The sequence below is a fragment of the Streptomyces sp. SCUT-3 genome, assembly GCF_014083985.1.
Taxonomy (GTDB): domain Bacteria; phylum Actinomycetota; class Actinomycetes; order Streptomycetales; family Streptomycetaceae; genus Streptomyces_H; species Streptomyces_H thermolineatus.
The window spans coordinates 4,120,083-4,135,704 of the sequence record NZ_CP046907.1 but is presented as its reverse complement, the minus strand read 5'-3'; the positions used below and the strand labels follow the sequence as shown (position 1 = coordinate 4,135,704).

Genomic DNA, 15,622 nt, shown 5'->3' with positions numbered 1-15,622 from the left:
GGGGTCTCCGTAGGGCTCGACGTCGTGTGAACGCACCATTCCTACCCACGCAGGTGCGGGGGCAGCCACGATCGGACCCGTCCCGTGACGCGACTCACGTTTGCGGCGGCCGGTGGTCGCTCCACGGCAGGGCGGTCTCCAGCTGGGCGGCCAACTGGAGGAGCACCCCCTCGCCGCCGGGCTGCGCGGCCAGCATCATGCCGATCGGCAGGCCCTCCGCGGACCGGTGCAGCGGGAGCGAGACCGCCGGGTGGCCGGCGATGTTCCACGGCGCGGTGAAGGGGGTGAAGGCGATCTGCGCGGCGAAGTCGGCCGCCGGGTCCGCGTCGTCGCGCAGTGCTCCGACGGGCTGCGGGAGCTGCGCGAGGGTGGGGGTGAGCACGGCGTCGTACCCGGCGACGGCGGCGCCCAGCCTGCGGCCCGCCCGCTGCATGGCGTCCAGGGCCCGGGCGTACCCGACGCCGGTGACGGCCCGGCCCTGCTCGCGCAGCCAGCGGCTGAGGGGCTGCAGCTCGCCCTCGAGCCCGTCGGGGACCGGGACGAGGGCGGCCAGTGCCGCCCAGACCGGGGTGAAGGCGTCGCGGTCGTGCGGGCCCAGCGGCTGGGGGACGTCGACCACGGTGTGGCCCAGCCGTTCCAGCAGTTCCGAGGTCTTCTCGTAGGCGGCCAGGACCTGCGGGTCGACGGTGACGCCGGGCGGGTCGGGGTCGGCCCAGCGGGCGATGCGCAGGCCGCGCGGCTCGCTGTCGCACCAGGACAGGAAGGAGGTCTCGGGCGGCGGCAGGGGGAACGGGTCGCCGGGGGTGGGCGCGGCCATGACGTCCAGCAGCGCGGCGGCGTCGCGGACGGTGCGGGCGATGGGCCCGTTGACCGCCAGGCCGCTGACGTCGCCGTAGGGGCCGGGGCTGACCCGCCCGCGGCTCGGCTTGAGGCCGACGACGCCGCAGCAGGAGGCCGGGATGCGGATCGAGCCGCCGCCGTCGCTGCCGTGCGCGGCCGGGGCCAGGCCGGCGGCGACGGCCGCCGCCGCGCCGCCGCTGGAGCCGCCCGCTCCGCGGGTGGTGTCGTACGGGGTGCGGGCCGGCGGGGCGACCGCGCTCTCCGTGTAGGCGGGGAGGCCGAACTCGGGGGTGTTGGTCTTGCCCAGCAGCACGGTGCCGGCCTCGCGCAGCAGCTGCCCGACGCGGGTCTCGGTGTCCGGGCGCGCGACGTTGCGGGCCAGGACGGCGGAGCCGGCGGTGAAGCGCACTCCGGGCACAGGGGTGAGGTCCTTGATCGGCACCGGCACCCCGAGCAGCGGCGGCAGCCCGCGGTCGGCGCCCCGGGCGCCGTGCCGCGCCGCGCCGGCCAGGAGTTCCTGCGCGCGGCGGGCGTCGTCCATCGCCCGGTCGGCGGTGACGGTCACGTACGCGCCGAGGTCGTCGTCGTACCTCTCGATGCGGCGCAGGTAGTGCTCGGCCAGCTCGACCGGGGAGAGGTCGCCCGAGCGGATCGCGGCGGCCTGCTGGAGCATCGTCATCCGGTGAAGTTCGTCGCCCACGCCGCCCACTGTAGGCCCCGTCCAGGATCCCGCGGGGGTCATGGGCGCGGTACGGCGGCCGCGGCGGCTCCCGGGGTGTTTTCGGCCGGTGCGCCGCATCCGTCCCGGTGGGCAAAACGGCCATATCATCCACCGTCGTTGACACCCCGCCGGGCAGGTGATGGGCTTTCGGACCTACGCGCGTGCGGTACTTGAGCCAGTCGGAGGAGATGTACGTGCAGTCGCGGCGGAGCAGGCCCAGGGCGGCGGGCGCGGCGGCCCTGGTGGCCGCTGTCATCGGCAGCGTGTTCGGCGCCCCCTCCGGGGCTGCGGCGGCCCCCGTCGGCGCCCGGTCCGCCTCGGCCGTCCCCGATCCGGTCTCCACGGGCGCCCGGGAGGCCTCGGACCCACCGGGCCCCGGGGAGGGGGCCGGGGGCGTGGAGGAGGGCGACTCCCCGTCGACGGCGCGGGTGTGGCCGCGTCCGCAGTCGGCGCAGCGCCGCGGCGGCGAGGTCACCGTGACCCCCCGGGTCACCGTGGTCGCCGCCCGCGAGGCCGACCGGCACTCCCTGGAGGCGCTGCGGGAGGTCCTGCGGTCGGCCGGTGCGGCGGAGGTCTCCACGGTCGGCCCGAACGGCGCCGTCCCCGACGACGGCCTGCTGGTGTACGCGGGCGGGGCGCGGGCCGACGCCGTCCTGGCCGCGCTGGACGCCCCGGAGCGGGGCGACCTGCCGTCAGGCGGCTACCTGCTGGCGGCCGGTCGGACGGCCGGCCGGGACGTGGTGGCGATGCATGGCGTCGGCGGGGACGGCCTGTTCCACGCCGTGCAGACGCTGCGTCAGCTGACCGGCGTCACCGGCGGCGGGCGCGGCTTCCCGAAGGTGGTGGTGCGCGACTGGCCGTCGGCGCCGGTGCGCGGCCTGGTCGAGGGCTTCTACGGGGAGCCGTGGACCCACCGGGAGCGCCTGGAGCAGTTGGACTTCATGGGCCGCACCAAGCAGAACCTCTACCTGTACGCGCCCGGTGACGACCCCTACCGCCAGGCCCGCTGGCGCGACCCCTACCCGGCTGAGGAGCTGGAGAGGATGCGCGAGCTGGCCCGGAGGGCGGGGGCCAACCACGTGACGCTGGCCTGGGCGGTCTCCCCCGGCCAGTCGCTGTGCTTCTCCTCCCCCGAGGACTCCGAGGCGCTCAGGCGCAAGGTGGACCAGCTGTGGGACGCGGGTGTGCGCGCGTTCCAGCTGCAGTTCCAGGACGTCAGCTACACCGAGTGGCACTGCGGGGACGACTCGCACGCCTACGGCAGCGGCCCGCAGGCCGCCGCCCGGGCGCAGGCCCAGGTGGCGAACGCGCTCTCGGCCCACCTGCGCGCGAAGCACCCCTCGGCCCCGCCGCTGTCGCTGATGCCGACCGAGTACTACCAGGCCGGTGCGACCAAGTACCGGACCGCGCTGGCCGAGAACCTGGACGGGCGGGTGCAGGTGGCCTGGACCGGCGTCGGCGTGGTCCCGGAGAGGATCACCGGCACCCAGCTGTCGAAGGCCCGCGAGGCGTTCGGGCACCCGCTGCTGACCATGGACAACTACCCGGTCAACGACTACGCGGAGGACCGGCTCTTCCTCGGCCCCTACACCGGCCGCGACCCGGCGGTCGCGGCCGCCTCCGCCGGCCTGCTCGCCAACGCCATGCAGCAGCCGGCCGCCTCCCGGATCGCGCTGTTCACGGTGGCCGACTACGCCTGGAACCCGCGCGCCTACCGGCCCGACGCCTCGTGGGAGGCGGCCGTCGCGGACCTGGCCGCGGGCAGCGGCGCCGGCCGCGAGGCGCTGGAGGTGCTCGCCTCCCACCAGGCGTCCTCGGCCCTGGGCACCGCCGAGTCGTCCTACCTGCGCCCCCTGATCAAGGAGTTCTGGGCGGCGCGCGGCGGTTCCGACGACAGGCGGTTCGAGCGGGCGGCCGGCAGGCTCAGGGCCGCCTTCACCACGATGCGGTCCGCCCCGGACCGGCTGGGCCGGGTGGCGGGGGGCGCCCTGGAGAGCGAGGCCCGTCCCTGGCTGGCGCAGCTGTCGCGGTACGGCAGGGCCGGGGAGGCCGCCGTGGACATGCTGGCGGCCCAGCGCAGGGGCGACGGCGCCGGGGGCTGGCAGGCGCAGCTGGTGCTGCAGAAGACCGCCGCGGCGATCTCCGCGTCCTCCGCGACGGTCGGCGACGGGGTGCTCGACCCGTTCCTGGACCGGGCGGCCCGGGAGGCCGACGGCTGGACCGGCGTGCGGCCGGACGGCCGCACGGCCACCAGCACCATGGGGTCGGCCCGCGCCTCCTCCCCCGCGCTGATGCTGGACGGGCGCGGTTCGACGTTCTACTGGACCGACAGCCCGCCCGAGGAGGGGGACTCCTTCGGCGTCGACCTGGGGTCGGTGCAGCGGGTCGGCCGGGTGCGCGTGGAGATGGGCTCCGGCGACGGTTCCGCGGCCGACGACGACTACCTGCGCCACGGGGTGCTGGAGTACTCCGCGACCGGCTCGGACTGGAAGCGGGCGGGCACCTTCCACGGCCGCAGGACCGTGGCGTTCTCCCTGCCCGAGGGCGCGCAGGCCCGCCACCTGCGGGTGCGGGCCCTGAGCACCCAGCCGAACGCGGTGGCCGTGCGCTCCTTCGCGGTGACGGCGGCGGAGTCGGCCCGCTCGTCCGGGCGGGTCGCCGCGCCGCCCGCGGCGGCCGGCTCCTCCCCCGCGGCCGCCACCGACGGCGACCCCGAGACCGCCTACCGGGCCGCCACGCGGGCCGCCGGCGCCCTGAGCGTCGAGTTCGGCGCGGTGCGGCCGCTGGACAAGGTGACCGTGCTGTCCGGCCCCGGCCCGCACTCCTCGGCGTCCGTGCAGGTGCGCACCGAGGACGGCTCCTGGCGCCGCCTCGGCGGGCTGGGGCAGGGCTGGACGGAGCTGGCCGCGGGCGGCGTGCGCGCGGACGCGATGCGGCTGGTGTGGGCGCAGGGCGCCGAGCCCCCGGCCGTGCACGAGATGGTGCCGTGGTTCGCCGACGCCCCCGCCGCCCGGATGAAGCTGGACCGCACCACGGTCGACGCCGAGATCGGCGGAAGGCCGGTGCGGGTGGAGGCCGAACTGGAGGCGACCCGCGCGGACGCCGCCCGCGGCAGGATGTCGGCGAAGGCCCCGAAGGGCATCGAGGCGAAGACCCCGGGCCGCGTGGTGCTGCAGCGGGGCGGCCGGCTGACCGCCGCGGTGGAGATCTCGGTGCCGAAGGACACCCCCTCCGGCGAGTACACGGTGCCGGTGGGCTTCACCGTCGACGGGCGCACCGTGCGGCAGCAGGTGACGGTGCGGGCGTACCCGAGGACCACCGGGCAGGACCTGGCCCTGGGCGCCGCCGCGACCTCCTCCGCCGACGAGACCGACGACTTCCCCGCCTCCGCCGTCTCCGACGGCGACCCGTCCACCCGCTGGTCCTCCCCGGCCGAGGACGGCTCCTGGGTACAGGTGGACCTCGGGCGCGAGGAGCGGATCGGCAAGGTCGTGCTGCGCTGGCAGGACGCGTACGCCTCCGGCTACCGGATCATGACCTCCGCGGACGGCCGCACCTGGTCGACCGCGGCGGTGGTCCGCGACGGCCGGGGCGGCACCGAGCAGATCCGCATGGACGCCCCCGGCACCCGCTACCTGCGCGTCCAGGGCGTGGAGCGGGCCACCAAGTACGGCTACTCCCTCTTCTCCGTCGAGGCGTTCCCCGTCGCCGACTGACGCCCGGGGCGCGCCGGCGCCCGGAGCCCGCACCGGTCCGCCGGTGCGGGCTCCGGGCGTTCGCGGGCCCTCGCAGGTCCCCGCGGGTCCCCACGTCCAACTATTCACTCGATACATACACTCGGTGTACAGTGATCTTCATGTCCACCAGTCACGTGCTGCTGGGCCTCCTCGCCGCGGGCCCCAGTCACGGGTACGACCTCAAGCGGCGGCACGACGAACGCTTCCCCCAGGCCCGCCCCCTCGCCTACGGGCAGGTCTACTCGACCCTCCAGCGGATGGTCCGCGACGGCCTCGCCGAGGTGGAGGGCTCCGAGTCCGACGGCGGCCCCGAACGGACGACGTACCGGCGCACCGAGGAGGGCGCACGGACCCTCCACCGGTGGCTGGCCGAGGTCGCCCCGCCCGCACCCTTCGTCGCCAACGAGATCTTCACCAAGGTCGTGGTGGCCCTGCTGTCCGGCGCGGACCGGGCCGGCGGCGCCGGGCGGCAGGGCGGCGACGACGCCCCCGCCCCCGACCCCGCCGCCTACCTGCACGCCCAGCGCGCCGCCCACATGGCGCGCATGCGCGAGCTGACCGCCGTCAAGACCGCCCCCGGGGCCGACCTGTCGACCGTGCTCTCCGCCGACTACGCCCTGTCCCACCTCGACGCCGACCTGCGCTGGATGGCGGACGCCGCCCAGCGCCTCGACGCACTGGCCCAGGAGGTCCAGGCCCCATGAGCGCCTCTCCCACCGCGTCCGCCGCGCCCCTGCTGGCGGCCCGCGGACTGCACCTGTCCCACGGGGCCACCCCGGCCCTGCGCGGGGCCTCGCTGACCGTCTCCGCCGGCGAGACCGTCGCCGTCACCGGGCCCAGCGGCAGCGGCAAGTCCAGCCTGCTGCACTGCATGTCAGGCATCCTGCGCCCGGACAGCGGCGAGGTCCGCCTCGACGGCGAACGGCTGGACACCCTCCCGGAGGAACGCCGCTCCGCCCTGCGCCGCACCGAATTCGGAATCGTCTTCCAGTTCGGGCAGCTCGTCCCGGAGCTGACCGCCCTGGACAACACCGCGCTGCCGCTGCTGCTCGGCGGGGCCCGCCGCAAGGAGGCGCAGGAGACGGCCGGCGCCTGGCTGGAGCGGTTCGGCGTGCGCGGGCAGGCCGGCCTGCGTCCCGGCGAGATGTCCGGCGGCCAGGCGCAGCGCGTGGCGCTCGCCCGTGCCCTGGTCACCGGCCCGAGGGCCGTCTTCGCCGACGAACCCACCGGCGCACTGGACTCCCTCGCCGCCGAGCAGGTGATGACCGCCCTGGTGCACGCCGTCCGGGAGTCCGGCACGGCGCTGCTGCTGGTCACCCACGACGCCAGGACCGCCGCCTTCGCCGAGCGCGAGGTCACAGTCCTCGACGGCACCGTCCACGACCCGTCCGGCAGGTCCGGCCCGCCCGCCGCGGCCTCCGCGACGGGCGGCGCCGCGGCCCGTCGCACCGGGGAGGACGCGTGACCCGCGCCGACCTCACCGTCGCCCGGCTGCTGCTGGGCGGCGCCGACCGCCGCGAGTGGTGGCGGCTCGCCCTGACCGCCCTCGGCGCCGCCCTTGGCACCGTCTTCGTCCTGTGCGCGATCACCGTGGCCCGGATCGAGGCCGACTGGAACCCGCAGGACGCCGCGGCACCGGGCTGGGCCCGCCAGTACTCCTCCGAACTGCTGAGCGACCCGGGGTCGCGCCGCGGCCTCGTCGTGGCCTTCCTGCTCCTGCTGGTCCCCGTCCTGACCTTCGTCGGCCAGTGCGCCCGGCTGGGCGCGGCCCGCAGGGAGCAGCGGTTCGCCGCCCTGCGGCTGACCGGCGCGTCCCCGGCGCAGGTGCACCGGATCGCCGCCGGGGAGACCGCGCTGGTCGGCGGCGCGGGTGCGACCGCCGGCACAGGCCTGTTCCTCGCCGTGCGGGCGGTGCTGGACGCCGCGAACCCCGGGCCCCTCCGCCTGGACATTCCTCCGGAGGCGCAGGGAGGCCGGGGCGGCACCGACATGTTCGGCTCGACGCACGTGATCGAACGGCTCCTCTACCCCACCGACGTGCCGTTCTCCTGGGGCTGGGCGGTGGCCGCCGTCCTCGCGGTGGCGCTGCTCGGCGGCCTCACCACCCGCCTGGCGCTGCGCCGCGTCTCCACCGCCCCGCTGGGCACTGCCCGCCGCGCGCCGCGCCGTGTGCCGAGCCCGTGGATCCTGCTGCTGCTCCCGGCCTCCGCCGTGGCCGCGGTGCCGCTGACGGCGCTGACGCGCGACAGCGCGAAACCTCCTTTCGCCGCGCTCCTGCTGTGCCTGGTCTGCTTCGTCGTCGGGCTGCTGACCAGCACGGCGGTCTTCTCCCTCGTCCTGGGCCGGTTCGCGGCCCGTCGCGGGAACAGCGCCGCGCTGCTCCTGGCCGGCCGCCGCCTGGAGGCCGACCCGTGGGCCGGCGCCCGCACCCACGCCGCCCTGGTGCTGTGCACCCTCGTCGGCGCGGGCACGCTGGGGGTGCGGGAGTCGGTCCTGGAAGGGCTGGCCGCCATGAACCCGGGAGAGGAGCCCGACCCGTACTACGGGGCCGCTTTCGGCCTGGCGCTCCTCGCCCTGGCCGTGGCCCTGGCCGTGGGCGCGGGCGGGCTGCTGGTCGGCTGGGTGGAGTCCGTGACCGAGCAGCGGCGGACCCTGGCGGCGCAGGTCGCCGCGGGGGTGCCGGCCTCCGTGCTGCGCCGCGCCCTGCTGTGGCAGACGGCACTGCCCCTGGTCCCGGCGCTGGTGCTGGCCGGGGTTGGCAGCTACGGCTACCTGGTGCCCGTCTCGACGGGGATGTACCCGCTGCCGCTCTTCGGCCCGGCGATCGCGGTGGCCGTCGCCGTGGCCGCCTGCCTGGCCGCGACCGCGGCGGTCTTCCCGCTGCTGCGCCGCAGCGTGCATCCGGCGGAGCTGCGCTTCGAGTAGGCCGCGACGCCGGCAGCCGCCCGGCCCGGGACCGCCACGGGGGTGCGGTCCCGGGCCGGGCGGCTGCCGGGCACGAACGGGCCCGGGCAGGGCACGGGCCCGGGCAAAGCACGTCCCCGGGGCCGCGCGGGCTCCGGGGACGTCGATGGCCCGGTCTCAGGCGGACACGCCGTCGATCCGGGCCATGGCTTCCTCGGCTCCGTACGGTTGCAAGTAGGGCAGCCACCGGGGGTCGCGGTGCCCCGTTCCGATGATCCGCCAGGCCAGCCCGGACGGCGGCGCGGGTTGTCGGCGCAGCCGCCAGCCGATCTCGGCGACGTGCTTGTCGGCCTTGACGTGGTTGCACCGCCGGCACGCGGCGACCACGTTCTCCCAGGAGTGCTGCCCTCCCCTGCTTCGCGGGACCACGTGGTCGACGCTGGTCGCGATGCCGCCGCAGTAGGCGCACCGGCCGCCGTCCCTGGCGAACAGGGCCCGCCGGGTCAGGGGGACGGGGCCCCGGAAGGGTATCCGCACGAACCGGGTGAGTTTCACGACGCTGGGGGCCGGGACGGCCTGGGTGGCGCTGTGCATGAAAGCGCCCGACTCCTCCAGGCACACGGCTTTGCCGTTGAGCACGAGGACGAGAGCGCGTCGGAGCGGTACGACCCCCAGGGGCTCGTACGACGCGTTGAGGACCAGGACGTGCGGCACGGGTGCCTCCTTGTAACGCCGGCGACGCGTGGCTCGCGCCGGGACGATCTCCTCCAGTGTGTCGGCAACCCGGGCGGCGGCGCCACCAAGAGCACGTAACGGACCAGAGGTGTTTTCGACCACACTCCTTGATTGCCCAGCGGAACGGGCGTTTGCTCCTGCGGAGTCCGGCGGGAGGGGCCGTTCGGGCCGGTTAGTGTTGATGGGTCCCGGAGCGTCCTCAGGAGGACCAGGCCGAACGGAAGGCAACCCAGTGTTCCGGTCCACAACGACCGCCCCGCTGCTCGCGGACTCGCCGATCCCCGGTGTGACCACCGTCGACGAGGCCCACACCACCGCTGTCAACGCCGCCGGATGGGTGGACGAGAACTGGCAGGACTGGCTGGCCGGCGGCCTGCGGATCCTGTTCGTGATCGCCCTGGCCGTGGTGCTGCGGGCCCTGGTCCGCCGCATGATCACCAAGCTGGTCGCCCGGATGGCCCGGGGCGGCAGCGCGCCGGGGAGGCTGGGCGGGCTGCTGGTGAACGCCGAGCGCCGCCGCCAGCGGTCCGAGGCCATCGGCTCGGTACTGCGCAGCGTCGCCTCGTTCGTGATCATGGGCACGGCCGCGCTGACCGTGCTGTCGGTGCTGAACATCAACCTGGCGCCGCTGCTGGCCAGCGCCGGCGTCGCGGGCGTGGCGATCGGTTTCGGCGCACGGAACCTGGTGACGGACTTCCTCTCCGGCGTCTTCATGATCCTGGAGGACCAGTACGGCGTCGGCGACGTGGTCGACGCGGGCGTGGCCTCCGGCACGGTGGTCGAGGTCGGCCTGCGGGTGACGAAGCTGCGCGGCGACAACGGCGAGATCTGGTACGTGCGCAACGGCGAGGTCAAGCGGATCGGGAACCTCAGCCAGGGCTGGGCGACCGCCCTGGTGGACGTGCGGGTCGGCTACCACGAGGACCTGGACCGGGTGCGCAAGGCCGTCGCCGGGGCGACCGAGGAGATGGGCGCGGAGGAGCCGTGGAACGAGGCCCTGTGGGAGCCCGTCGAACTGCTGGGGCTGTCCGACGTCACGGCCGAGTCCATGACCCTGCAGGTACGTGCCAAGACGATGCCGGGCCGGAACCTGGCGGTGGAGCGGGAACTGCGCCTGCGGATCAAGCAGGCCCTGGACCGCTCCGGCATCAGGATCGTCGGCGGGCTGCCCGTCGCGGCCCCCGCGGCGGAGGACGCGGACCCGTCCGCCGGGATCTCGCCGCCCTCCGCCCTGGCCAACCCCTCCTCCCCCCAGTCCGCCGCGGCCTCCCCCCTGCCGGGCCAGCAGCTCCAGGCCGGCGGTGCGGGTCTGTCCAAGTGAGCCCCGCCGGGGCCGCCGGTCCGGAACACTCCTGAGGAGTACTGAGGAGTACTGAGCAGTCCCGAGCGGCACCGGGCAGTCACGGGCGCCTCGGGAGGGTCCGGAGCGAGGGGAAGACACCGTGAAGCTGGCAGTGATCGGCGGGGGTTCGACCTACACCCCCGAGCTCGTCGACGGTTTGGCCCGGTTGCGCGACATCCTCCCGGTGGAGGAGCTGGCCCTGATGGACCCGGCGGCCGACCGGCTGGGACCGGTCGGCGGCCTGGCCCGGCGGATCCTCGCCCGGCAGGGCCACCCCGCCCGGATCACCACCACCGGCGACCTGGAGGCGGCCGTCGACGGGGCGGACGCGGTGCTGCTGCAGCTGCGCGTCGGCGGCCAGGCCGCCCGCGAGAACGACGAGACCTGGCCGCTGGAGTGCGGTTGCGTCGGCCAGGAGACCACCGGCGCCGGCGGCCTGGCCAAGGCGCTCCGCACGGTCCCGGTGGTGCTGGGGATCGCCGAACGGGTGCGCCGGGCCAACCCGGACGCGTGGATCGTCGACTTCACCAACCCCGTGGGCATCGTCACCCGCGCCCTGCTGACCGCCGGGCACCGGGCCGTGGGGCTGTGCAACGTCGCCGTCGGGTTCCAGTACAGGTTCGCGGCGATGCTGGGGGTCCGGCCCGAGCAGGTCGAGCTCGACCACGTCGGGCTGAACCACCTCACCTGGGAGCGCGGGGTGCGCGTCGACGGGCAGGAGGTCCTCCCCCGCCTGCTGGCCGAGCACGGCGAACGGATCGCCGGGCTGCTGCACATGCCCCTCCCGGTGATCGCCCGCCTCGGCGTCGTCCCCTCCTACTACCTGCGCTACTTCTACGCCCACGACGAGGTCGTGCGGCAGTTGCGCACCGGGCCGTCGCGCGCGTCCGAGGTGGCGGCGACGGAGCGACGACTGCTGGAGATGTACGCCGACCCGGCACTGGACGAGAAACCCGAACTGCTCGGGACACGCGGCGGCGCCCACTACTCGGAGGCGGCCGTCGCACTGACCGCCGCCCTACTGGGCCGCGCGGACGGGCCGGGCGTGCTGGAGGGGCCGGGCGGCGCCGGGGCGGTGCGCAACGTCCAGGTGGTCAACACCTTCAACAACGGCACCCTGCCGTTCCTCCCCGACGACGCGGTGGTGGAGGTGCCGGCCGCGGTGGGCCCCTCCGGTGCGGTGCCGCTGCCCGTCGCCCCGCTGGAACCGCTGTACGCGGGGCTGGTCTCGGCCGTCACCGCCTACGAGCACCTGGCCCTGGAGGCCGCGCTGCACGGCGGCCGGGACCGCGTCTTCGACGCGCTGCTCGCCCACCCCCTGGTCGGACAGTTCGAGTACGCCGAGAAGCTGACCGACCGTCTGATCGCCCACAACCGGGACCACCTGGCGTGGGCGTGAGCGTGCCGGAACCCCCGGCCGCGGGGCCCTCGGCCGCGGGATCCCCGGCCGGCCCTGTGGTCCCGGGCGGCGTGCTGGCCTTCGACGCGGGCAACAGCAAGACCGACGTGGCGCTCGTCGGCCCGGACGGCACCGTCCTCGGCACCGCCCGCGGCGGCGGCTTCCAGCCGCCGGTGACGGGCGCGGCGGCCGCCGTGGACGGCCTGGCGCCCCTGGTCGCCGCGGCGGCCGCGGCCGCCGGACTCGCACCGGGGGACGGCCGGCCGCTGGTCGAACAGGTCTCGGCCTGCCTGGCCAACGCCGACCTGCCGGTGGAGGAACAGGCCCTGGAGGCGGAGTTCCGGCGGCACGGATGGGGCGTGCGCACCCGGGTCGCCAACGACGTCTTCGCGCTGCTGCGGGCGGGCGCCGACGGGCCGCAGGGCGTGGCGGTGGTCTGCGGGGCGGGGATCAACTGCGCCGGGATGCGGGCCGACGGCCGCACCGCGCGGTTCCCGGCGGTCGGCCGGATCTCCGGCGACTGGGGCGGCGGCGCCTTCCTCGCGGAGGAGGCCGTGTGGTGGGCCGCCCGCGCCTGGGACGGGCGGGGCGGACCGACCTCCCTGGCACGGGCCCTGCCCGCGCACTTCGGCCTGCCGGACATGGGCGCGCTGATCGAGGCGCTCCACCTCGGCTCGGTGCCGTCCTCCCGCCGCCACGAACTGGTCCCGGTGCTGTTCGCGGCCGCGGAGGAGGGCGACCCGGTGGCGGTGCGGCTGGTGCGCCGTCAGGCGGAGGAGGTCGTGGCGCTCGCGGCGGTCGCCCTGGAACGGCTGGGGCTGCTGGCGGAGGAGACCGTCGTGGTGCTCGGCGGCGGTGTGCTCGCCGCCCGCCGGCCGCTGCTGACGGAGGCCGTCCGGGAGCTGCTGCGGGCACGGGCGCCGCGGGCGGTCCCGAGGCTGTTCACCGGCCCCCCGGTGATCGGGGCGGCCCTGCTGGGCCTGGACCTCGTCACCGGCGGGGTCTGCCCGCCGCAGGCGCAGGCCCGCCTGCGGGCCGCCCTGCCCGGCGGGGCGGCCGGCGGGCGGGACACGGACCGGGATTGACAGGGGTCCGGGCGCGGCACGGGGCCCGGGTGCGGCACGGGGCCGGACACGCCGGGGGCAACGGTCGCGGCGGACGGATGCGGCCCGGGAGGATTACCGCGACTGCGGCATGGACAACCCGTGGAGGGGAAGCGACGAGCGGTCCTCGGCCGGAAACCGCGGGAGCGGCAGGAGCAGCAGGAGCAGCGGAGTCCCTGCGACCGTCCGCCGTGGCCGCAGGTGCGGGCGCGCGACGGAGAGGAGTGCCATGGCGGTGGATCCGGCCGGTCCGGTGATGAGCCGGGAGGAGGTGGACCGCGCGCTCGCGCGTCTCGGGGCGGAGCGCGACTCCGTCGAGTCCGCGCTGTCGGCGCTGCAGGACCACTCCGGCCGCAGGCTGCTGGAGGGCGCCGACCTGAGCGGCGTCACCGAGGAGCGCTGGGCCGCGGCCGGGGAGGCGGTGTCGGGGCTGTGGGCGCACTTCGAAGCGTGGGACGCGGCGCTCGCCCGGGCCCGTGAGGTGCGCGGCCGCCGGAGCCGCCCGTCGCGGGAGGAACTGGCCGAACTGACCGAGCTGCTGCGCGGGTCGGGCGTTACGGTTCCCGGCGGCCCGGGACGCACGGCCGAGTGCACCGGCCTGGAGGTGCTGGCCGAGCGGATGAACGAGCAGTACGCCCGCGCCATGGCCGTCGTCACCGCCGCGGAGGCCGTCTGGTCGTCCCTGCCCGCACGGATCGACCTGCTCACGGCCGAGCTGCGGCGCGTGCGGTCCCTCGCGCACGCGCTCGGGATGCACCCCGGCGGGCACCCTGCGGCCGACGGCCTGGACGAACTCGCCGACGAGCTGGCCCGCATGCGGGGCGAGGCGTTGCGGGACCCGCTGCGCTTCTGGCGCCCGCTGCCGTCGGGCGGGGGCAGGGTGGCCGTCGGCGGCTACGGCCGGGCGGAGCGGCGCCTGGAGGAGATCCGCCGCGAGGTCGAGACCGTGATGCACGTCCGCGAGGACGCCGACCAGCGGCTGCTGCGGGTGCGTGACGTGCTCTCCCGGGCCGACCGCACGCTGAACGAGGCGCGCGCCGCCCGCGGCGAGGTACTGGCGGGAATCGCCGCCGTCGAGGTGCCCGCGGTCACCGGCGCACCGGCCGCCCTCCACCGGCAGCTGGTGACCGCTTCCGAGTACCGCAGGGACGGGCAGTGGCACCGGCTGTCCCCCGTGCTGGACCGGCTGGAGGAGGAGGCGGACGCCGAACTGGTGCGTGCCCGCGAGTCGTTGGCCGCGGTCACCGAACCGCTGGCGGTGCGTGCGCGGTTGCGCGGCGAGTTGGACTCCTGCCGCGCGAGGGTGAACCGGTTCGGGTACGACGGGGACCCCGAACTGGTGGAACACCACGACCGGGCGAGGCGGTTGCTGTGGAGCGCCCCGTGCGACCTGCGCGCGGCGGAACGCGCGGTGCGGCGCTACCGGCAGGCGGCCGCGGAACTCCTCCCCGCCGACCGGGGCGGGCCCGCGGGCCCGCGGGCCGGATTCCGGAAGGACGCCGGCCCGCGCGACGGGGCACGGCGGTGAGGAAGGCGCGGAGCCGTCGGGCCCGGCCGCGACACCCGGGCTGCTCGCCACCCGCATCCCGGACCGCGCCGCGCCCGGGGCGTACAGTGCCAGCGTGCCGCCGCCGTCCTCCCCTCTGCACACAGCCGAACCACCGTGCCCGGCAAGGCCCGTGGACCGGCACCGGCGGGGAGCGGGACGAGCCGGGACGGCCGGCCCGCAACTCCGGCCGCGGAAAGCGGGGGCAGCCGGAGCGGCCGGGAGGGCAGAGCAGCCGGGAACGGCCGGGAAGGGCCGGAAGCGCCGCCGCAGGCCCGCACCACCCGCGGCTGCGGCTGCGGCTGCGGCTCCGGCTCCGGCTCCGGCTCCGGCTCCGGCGGCAACGACAAAGGCTCCCCCTCCCGCCCGCCGCCATGTGTGGCCGACGGGATCGGGGGGATGGACACCGTACGAACACTGCGAACACCGCGGACCTGCCCAGCCGCGCGAAAGGGACGACATGGAGCGCGAGTTGGATGGCGTGGCGGCGGTCAGCGACCGCGGGCTTCGCCACCACCGCAACGAGGACGCGTTCGACATCGCCGTGACGGCGCTGCCGGAACCGGACGGCACCGCGGTGGTGGCGGTGGTCTGCGACGGCGTGTCCTCGGCGACCCGCCCCGACGAGGCGTCCGCGGCGGCCGCAGCCCGCGGCAAGGCGTCCGTCCTCGCCGCGCTGGAGGCGGGCGGGGACGGCAGGCAGGCCATGCACGACGCCGTGCTGGCCGCGGGCGAGGCCGTCGCCGGTCTGGTCGACGGGCCCAGCCCCGACCACAACGCGCCGGCCTGCACCTACGTCGCCGCGCTGTGCACGGGCGGCATCGTGACCGTCAGCTGGGTCGGCGACAGCCGGGCCTACTGGGTGCCGGACGACCGGACCTCGAAGGCCGAGCGGCTCACCGAGGACGACTCCTGGGCCGAGCGCATGGTCGCCGTCGGACTGATGTCCCGGGACGAGGCGTACGCCGACGAGCGGGCCCACGCCATCACCGGCTGGCTGGGGGCGGACGCCCTGGAGGTCGACCCGCACACCGTCTCCTTCCGCCCCGAGGAGCCCGGCGTGGTGGTCGTGTGCACCGACGGGCTGTGGAACTACGCCGAGTCCGCGGCCGCCCTGGCCTCGGTACTGCCGCCCGACGCCCGCACCAGGCCTCTGGACTGCGCCCGGACCCTGCTGGACTTCGCCCTGGAGGGAGGCGGGCACGACAACATCACCGTCGCCGTGATGGCCTTTCCCCCTCAGCCGGTGCGGCCCCCCTCGATCCCCTGACCGCCCCCGCGCCCTGACCGCCCCC

At 76.3% G+C, this 15,622-nt stretch carries 11 protein-coding genes; 9 read left to right on the top strand and 2 right to left on the bottom strand.

Going from position 1 to position 15,622, the window contains the following annotated elements:
• Positions 1-94 precede the first annotated feature (94 nt).
• Positions 95-1,540: an amidase gene (locus GQS52_RS18300; RefSeq protein ID WP_346268252.1), complete on the bottom strand. Its 1,446-nt coding sequence runs from the start codon at positions 1,538-1,540 to the stop codon at positions 95-97.
• 209 nt (positions 1,541-1,749) lie between these two features.
• Between GQS52_RS18300 and GQS52_RS18295 the strand changes: the two genes are divergently transcribed.
• The 4 genes from GQS52_RS18295 to GQS52_RS18280 all read left to right on the top strand — a co-directional run bounded on the left by GQS52_RS18295 (position 1,750) and on the right by GQS52_RS18280 (position 8,223).
• Positions 1,750-5,277 carry a beta-N-acetylglucosaminidase domain-containing protein gene (locus tag GQS52_RS18295; protein ID WP_182316546.1) on the top strand — a complete coding sequence of 1,176 codons (3,528 nt, stop codon included), beginning with the start codon at positions 1,750-1,752 and terminating at the stop codon, positions 5,275-5,277.
• 140 nt (positions 5,278-5,417) lie between these two features.
• Positions 5,418-6,002, top strand: a complete 585-nt coding sequence (locus GQS52_RS18290) for a PadR family transcriptional regulator (protein WP_182314447.1) — start codon at positions 5,418-5,420, stop codon at positions 6,000-6,002.
• Positions 5,999-6,763 carry an ABC transporter ATP-binding protein gene (locus GQS52_RS18285; RefSeq protein WP_182314446.1) on the top strand — a complete coding sequence of 255 codons (765 nt, stop codon included), beginning with the start codon at positions 5,999-6,001 and terminating at the stop codon, positions 6,761-6,763. The genes GQS52_RS18290 and GQS52_RS18285 overlap by 4 nt, the downstream gene beginning before the upstream one ends.
• Complete coding sequence (locus tag GQS52_RS18280; RefSeq protein WP_182314445.1) at positions 6,760-8,223, top strand: FtsX-like permease family protein; 1,464 nt, start codon at positions 6,760-6,762, stop codon at positions 8,221-8,223. Before GQS52_RS18285 ends, GQS52_RS18280 begins: the two co-directional genes overlap by 4 nt.
• Before the next feature lie 156 nt (positions 8,224-8,379).
• Here the strand turns inward: GQS52_RS18280 and GQS52_RS18275 are convergent, their stop codons facing one another.
• Positions 8,380-8,916 carry an HNH endonuclease gene (locus GQS52_RS18275; RefSeq protein WP_182314444.1) on the bottom strand — a complete coding sequence of 179 codons (537 nt, stop codon included), beginning with the start codon at positions 8,914-8,916 and terminating at the stop codon, positions 8,380-8,382.
• Between the two features lie 298 nt (positions 8,917-9,214).
• On the opposite strand from GQS52_RS18275, the gene GQS52_RS18270 reads away from it, so the two are divergent.
• The 5 genes from GQS52_RS18270 (at position 9,215) to GQS52_RS18250 (ending at position 15,597) form a co-directional block, all read left to right on the top strand.
• Positions 9,215-10,258: a mechanosensitive ion channel family protein gene (locus GQS52_RS18270; RefSeq protein ID WP_259371146.1), complete on the top strand. Its 1,044-nt coding sequence runs from the start codon at positions 9,215-9,217 to the stop codon at positions 10,256-10,258.
• A gap of 121 nt (positions 10,259-10,379) precedes the next feature.
• A complete protein-coding gene (locus tag GQS52_RS18265; protein ID WP_182314442.1) occupies positions 10,380-11,678 on the top strand; it encodes a 6-phospho-beta-glucosidase in 1,299 nt (432 codons plus the stop codon).
• 71 nt (positions 11,679-11,749) lie between these two features.
• A complete protein-coding gene (locus tag GQS52_RS18260) occupies positions 11,750-12,763 on the top strand; it encodes a BadF/BadG/BcrA/BcrD ATPase family protein (RefSeq protein WP_182314441.1) in 1,014 nt (337 codons plus the stop codon).
• A 247-nt stretch (positions 12,764-13,010) separates the two neighbouring features.
• Positions 13,011-14,309 carry a hypothetical protein gene (locus GQS52_RS18255; protein ID WP_182314440.1) on the top strand — a complete coding sequence of 433 codons (1,299 nt, stop codon included), beginning with the start codon at positions 13,011-13,013 and terminating at the stop codon, positions 14,307-14,309.
• Positions 14,310-14,787: 478 nt separating this feature from the next.
• A complete protein-coding gene (locus tag GQS52_RS18250) occupies positions 14,788-15,597 on the top strand; it encodes a PP2C family serine/threonine-protein phosphatase (protein WP_182314439.1) in 810 nt (269 codons plus the stop codon).
• The last annotated feature ends 25 nt before the right edge of the window (positions 15,598-15,622 follow it).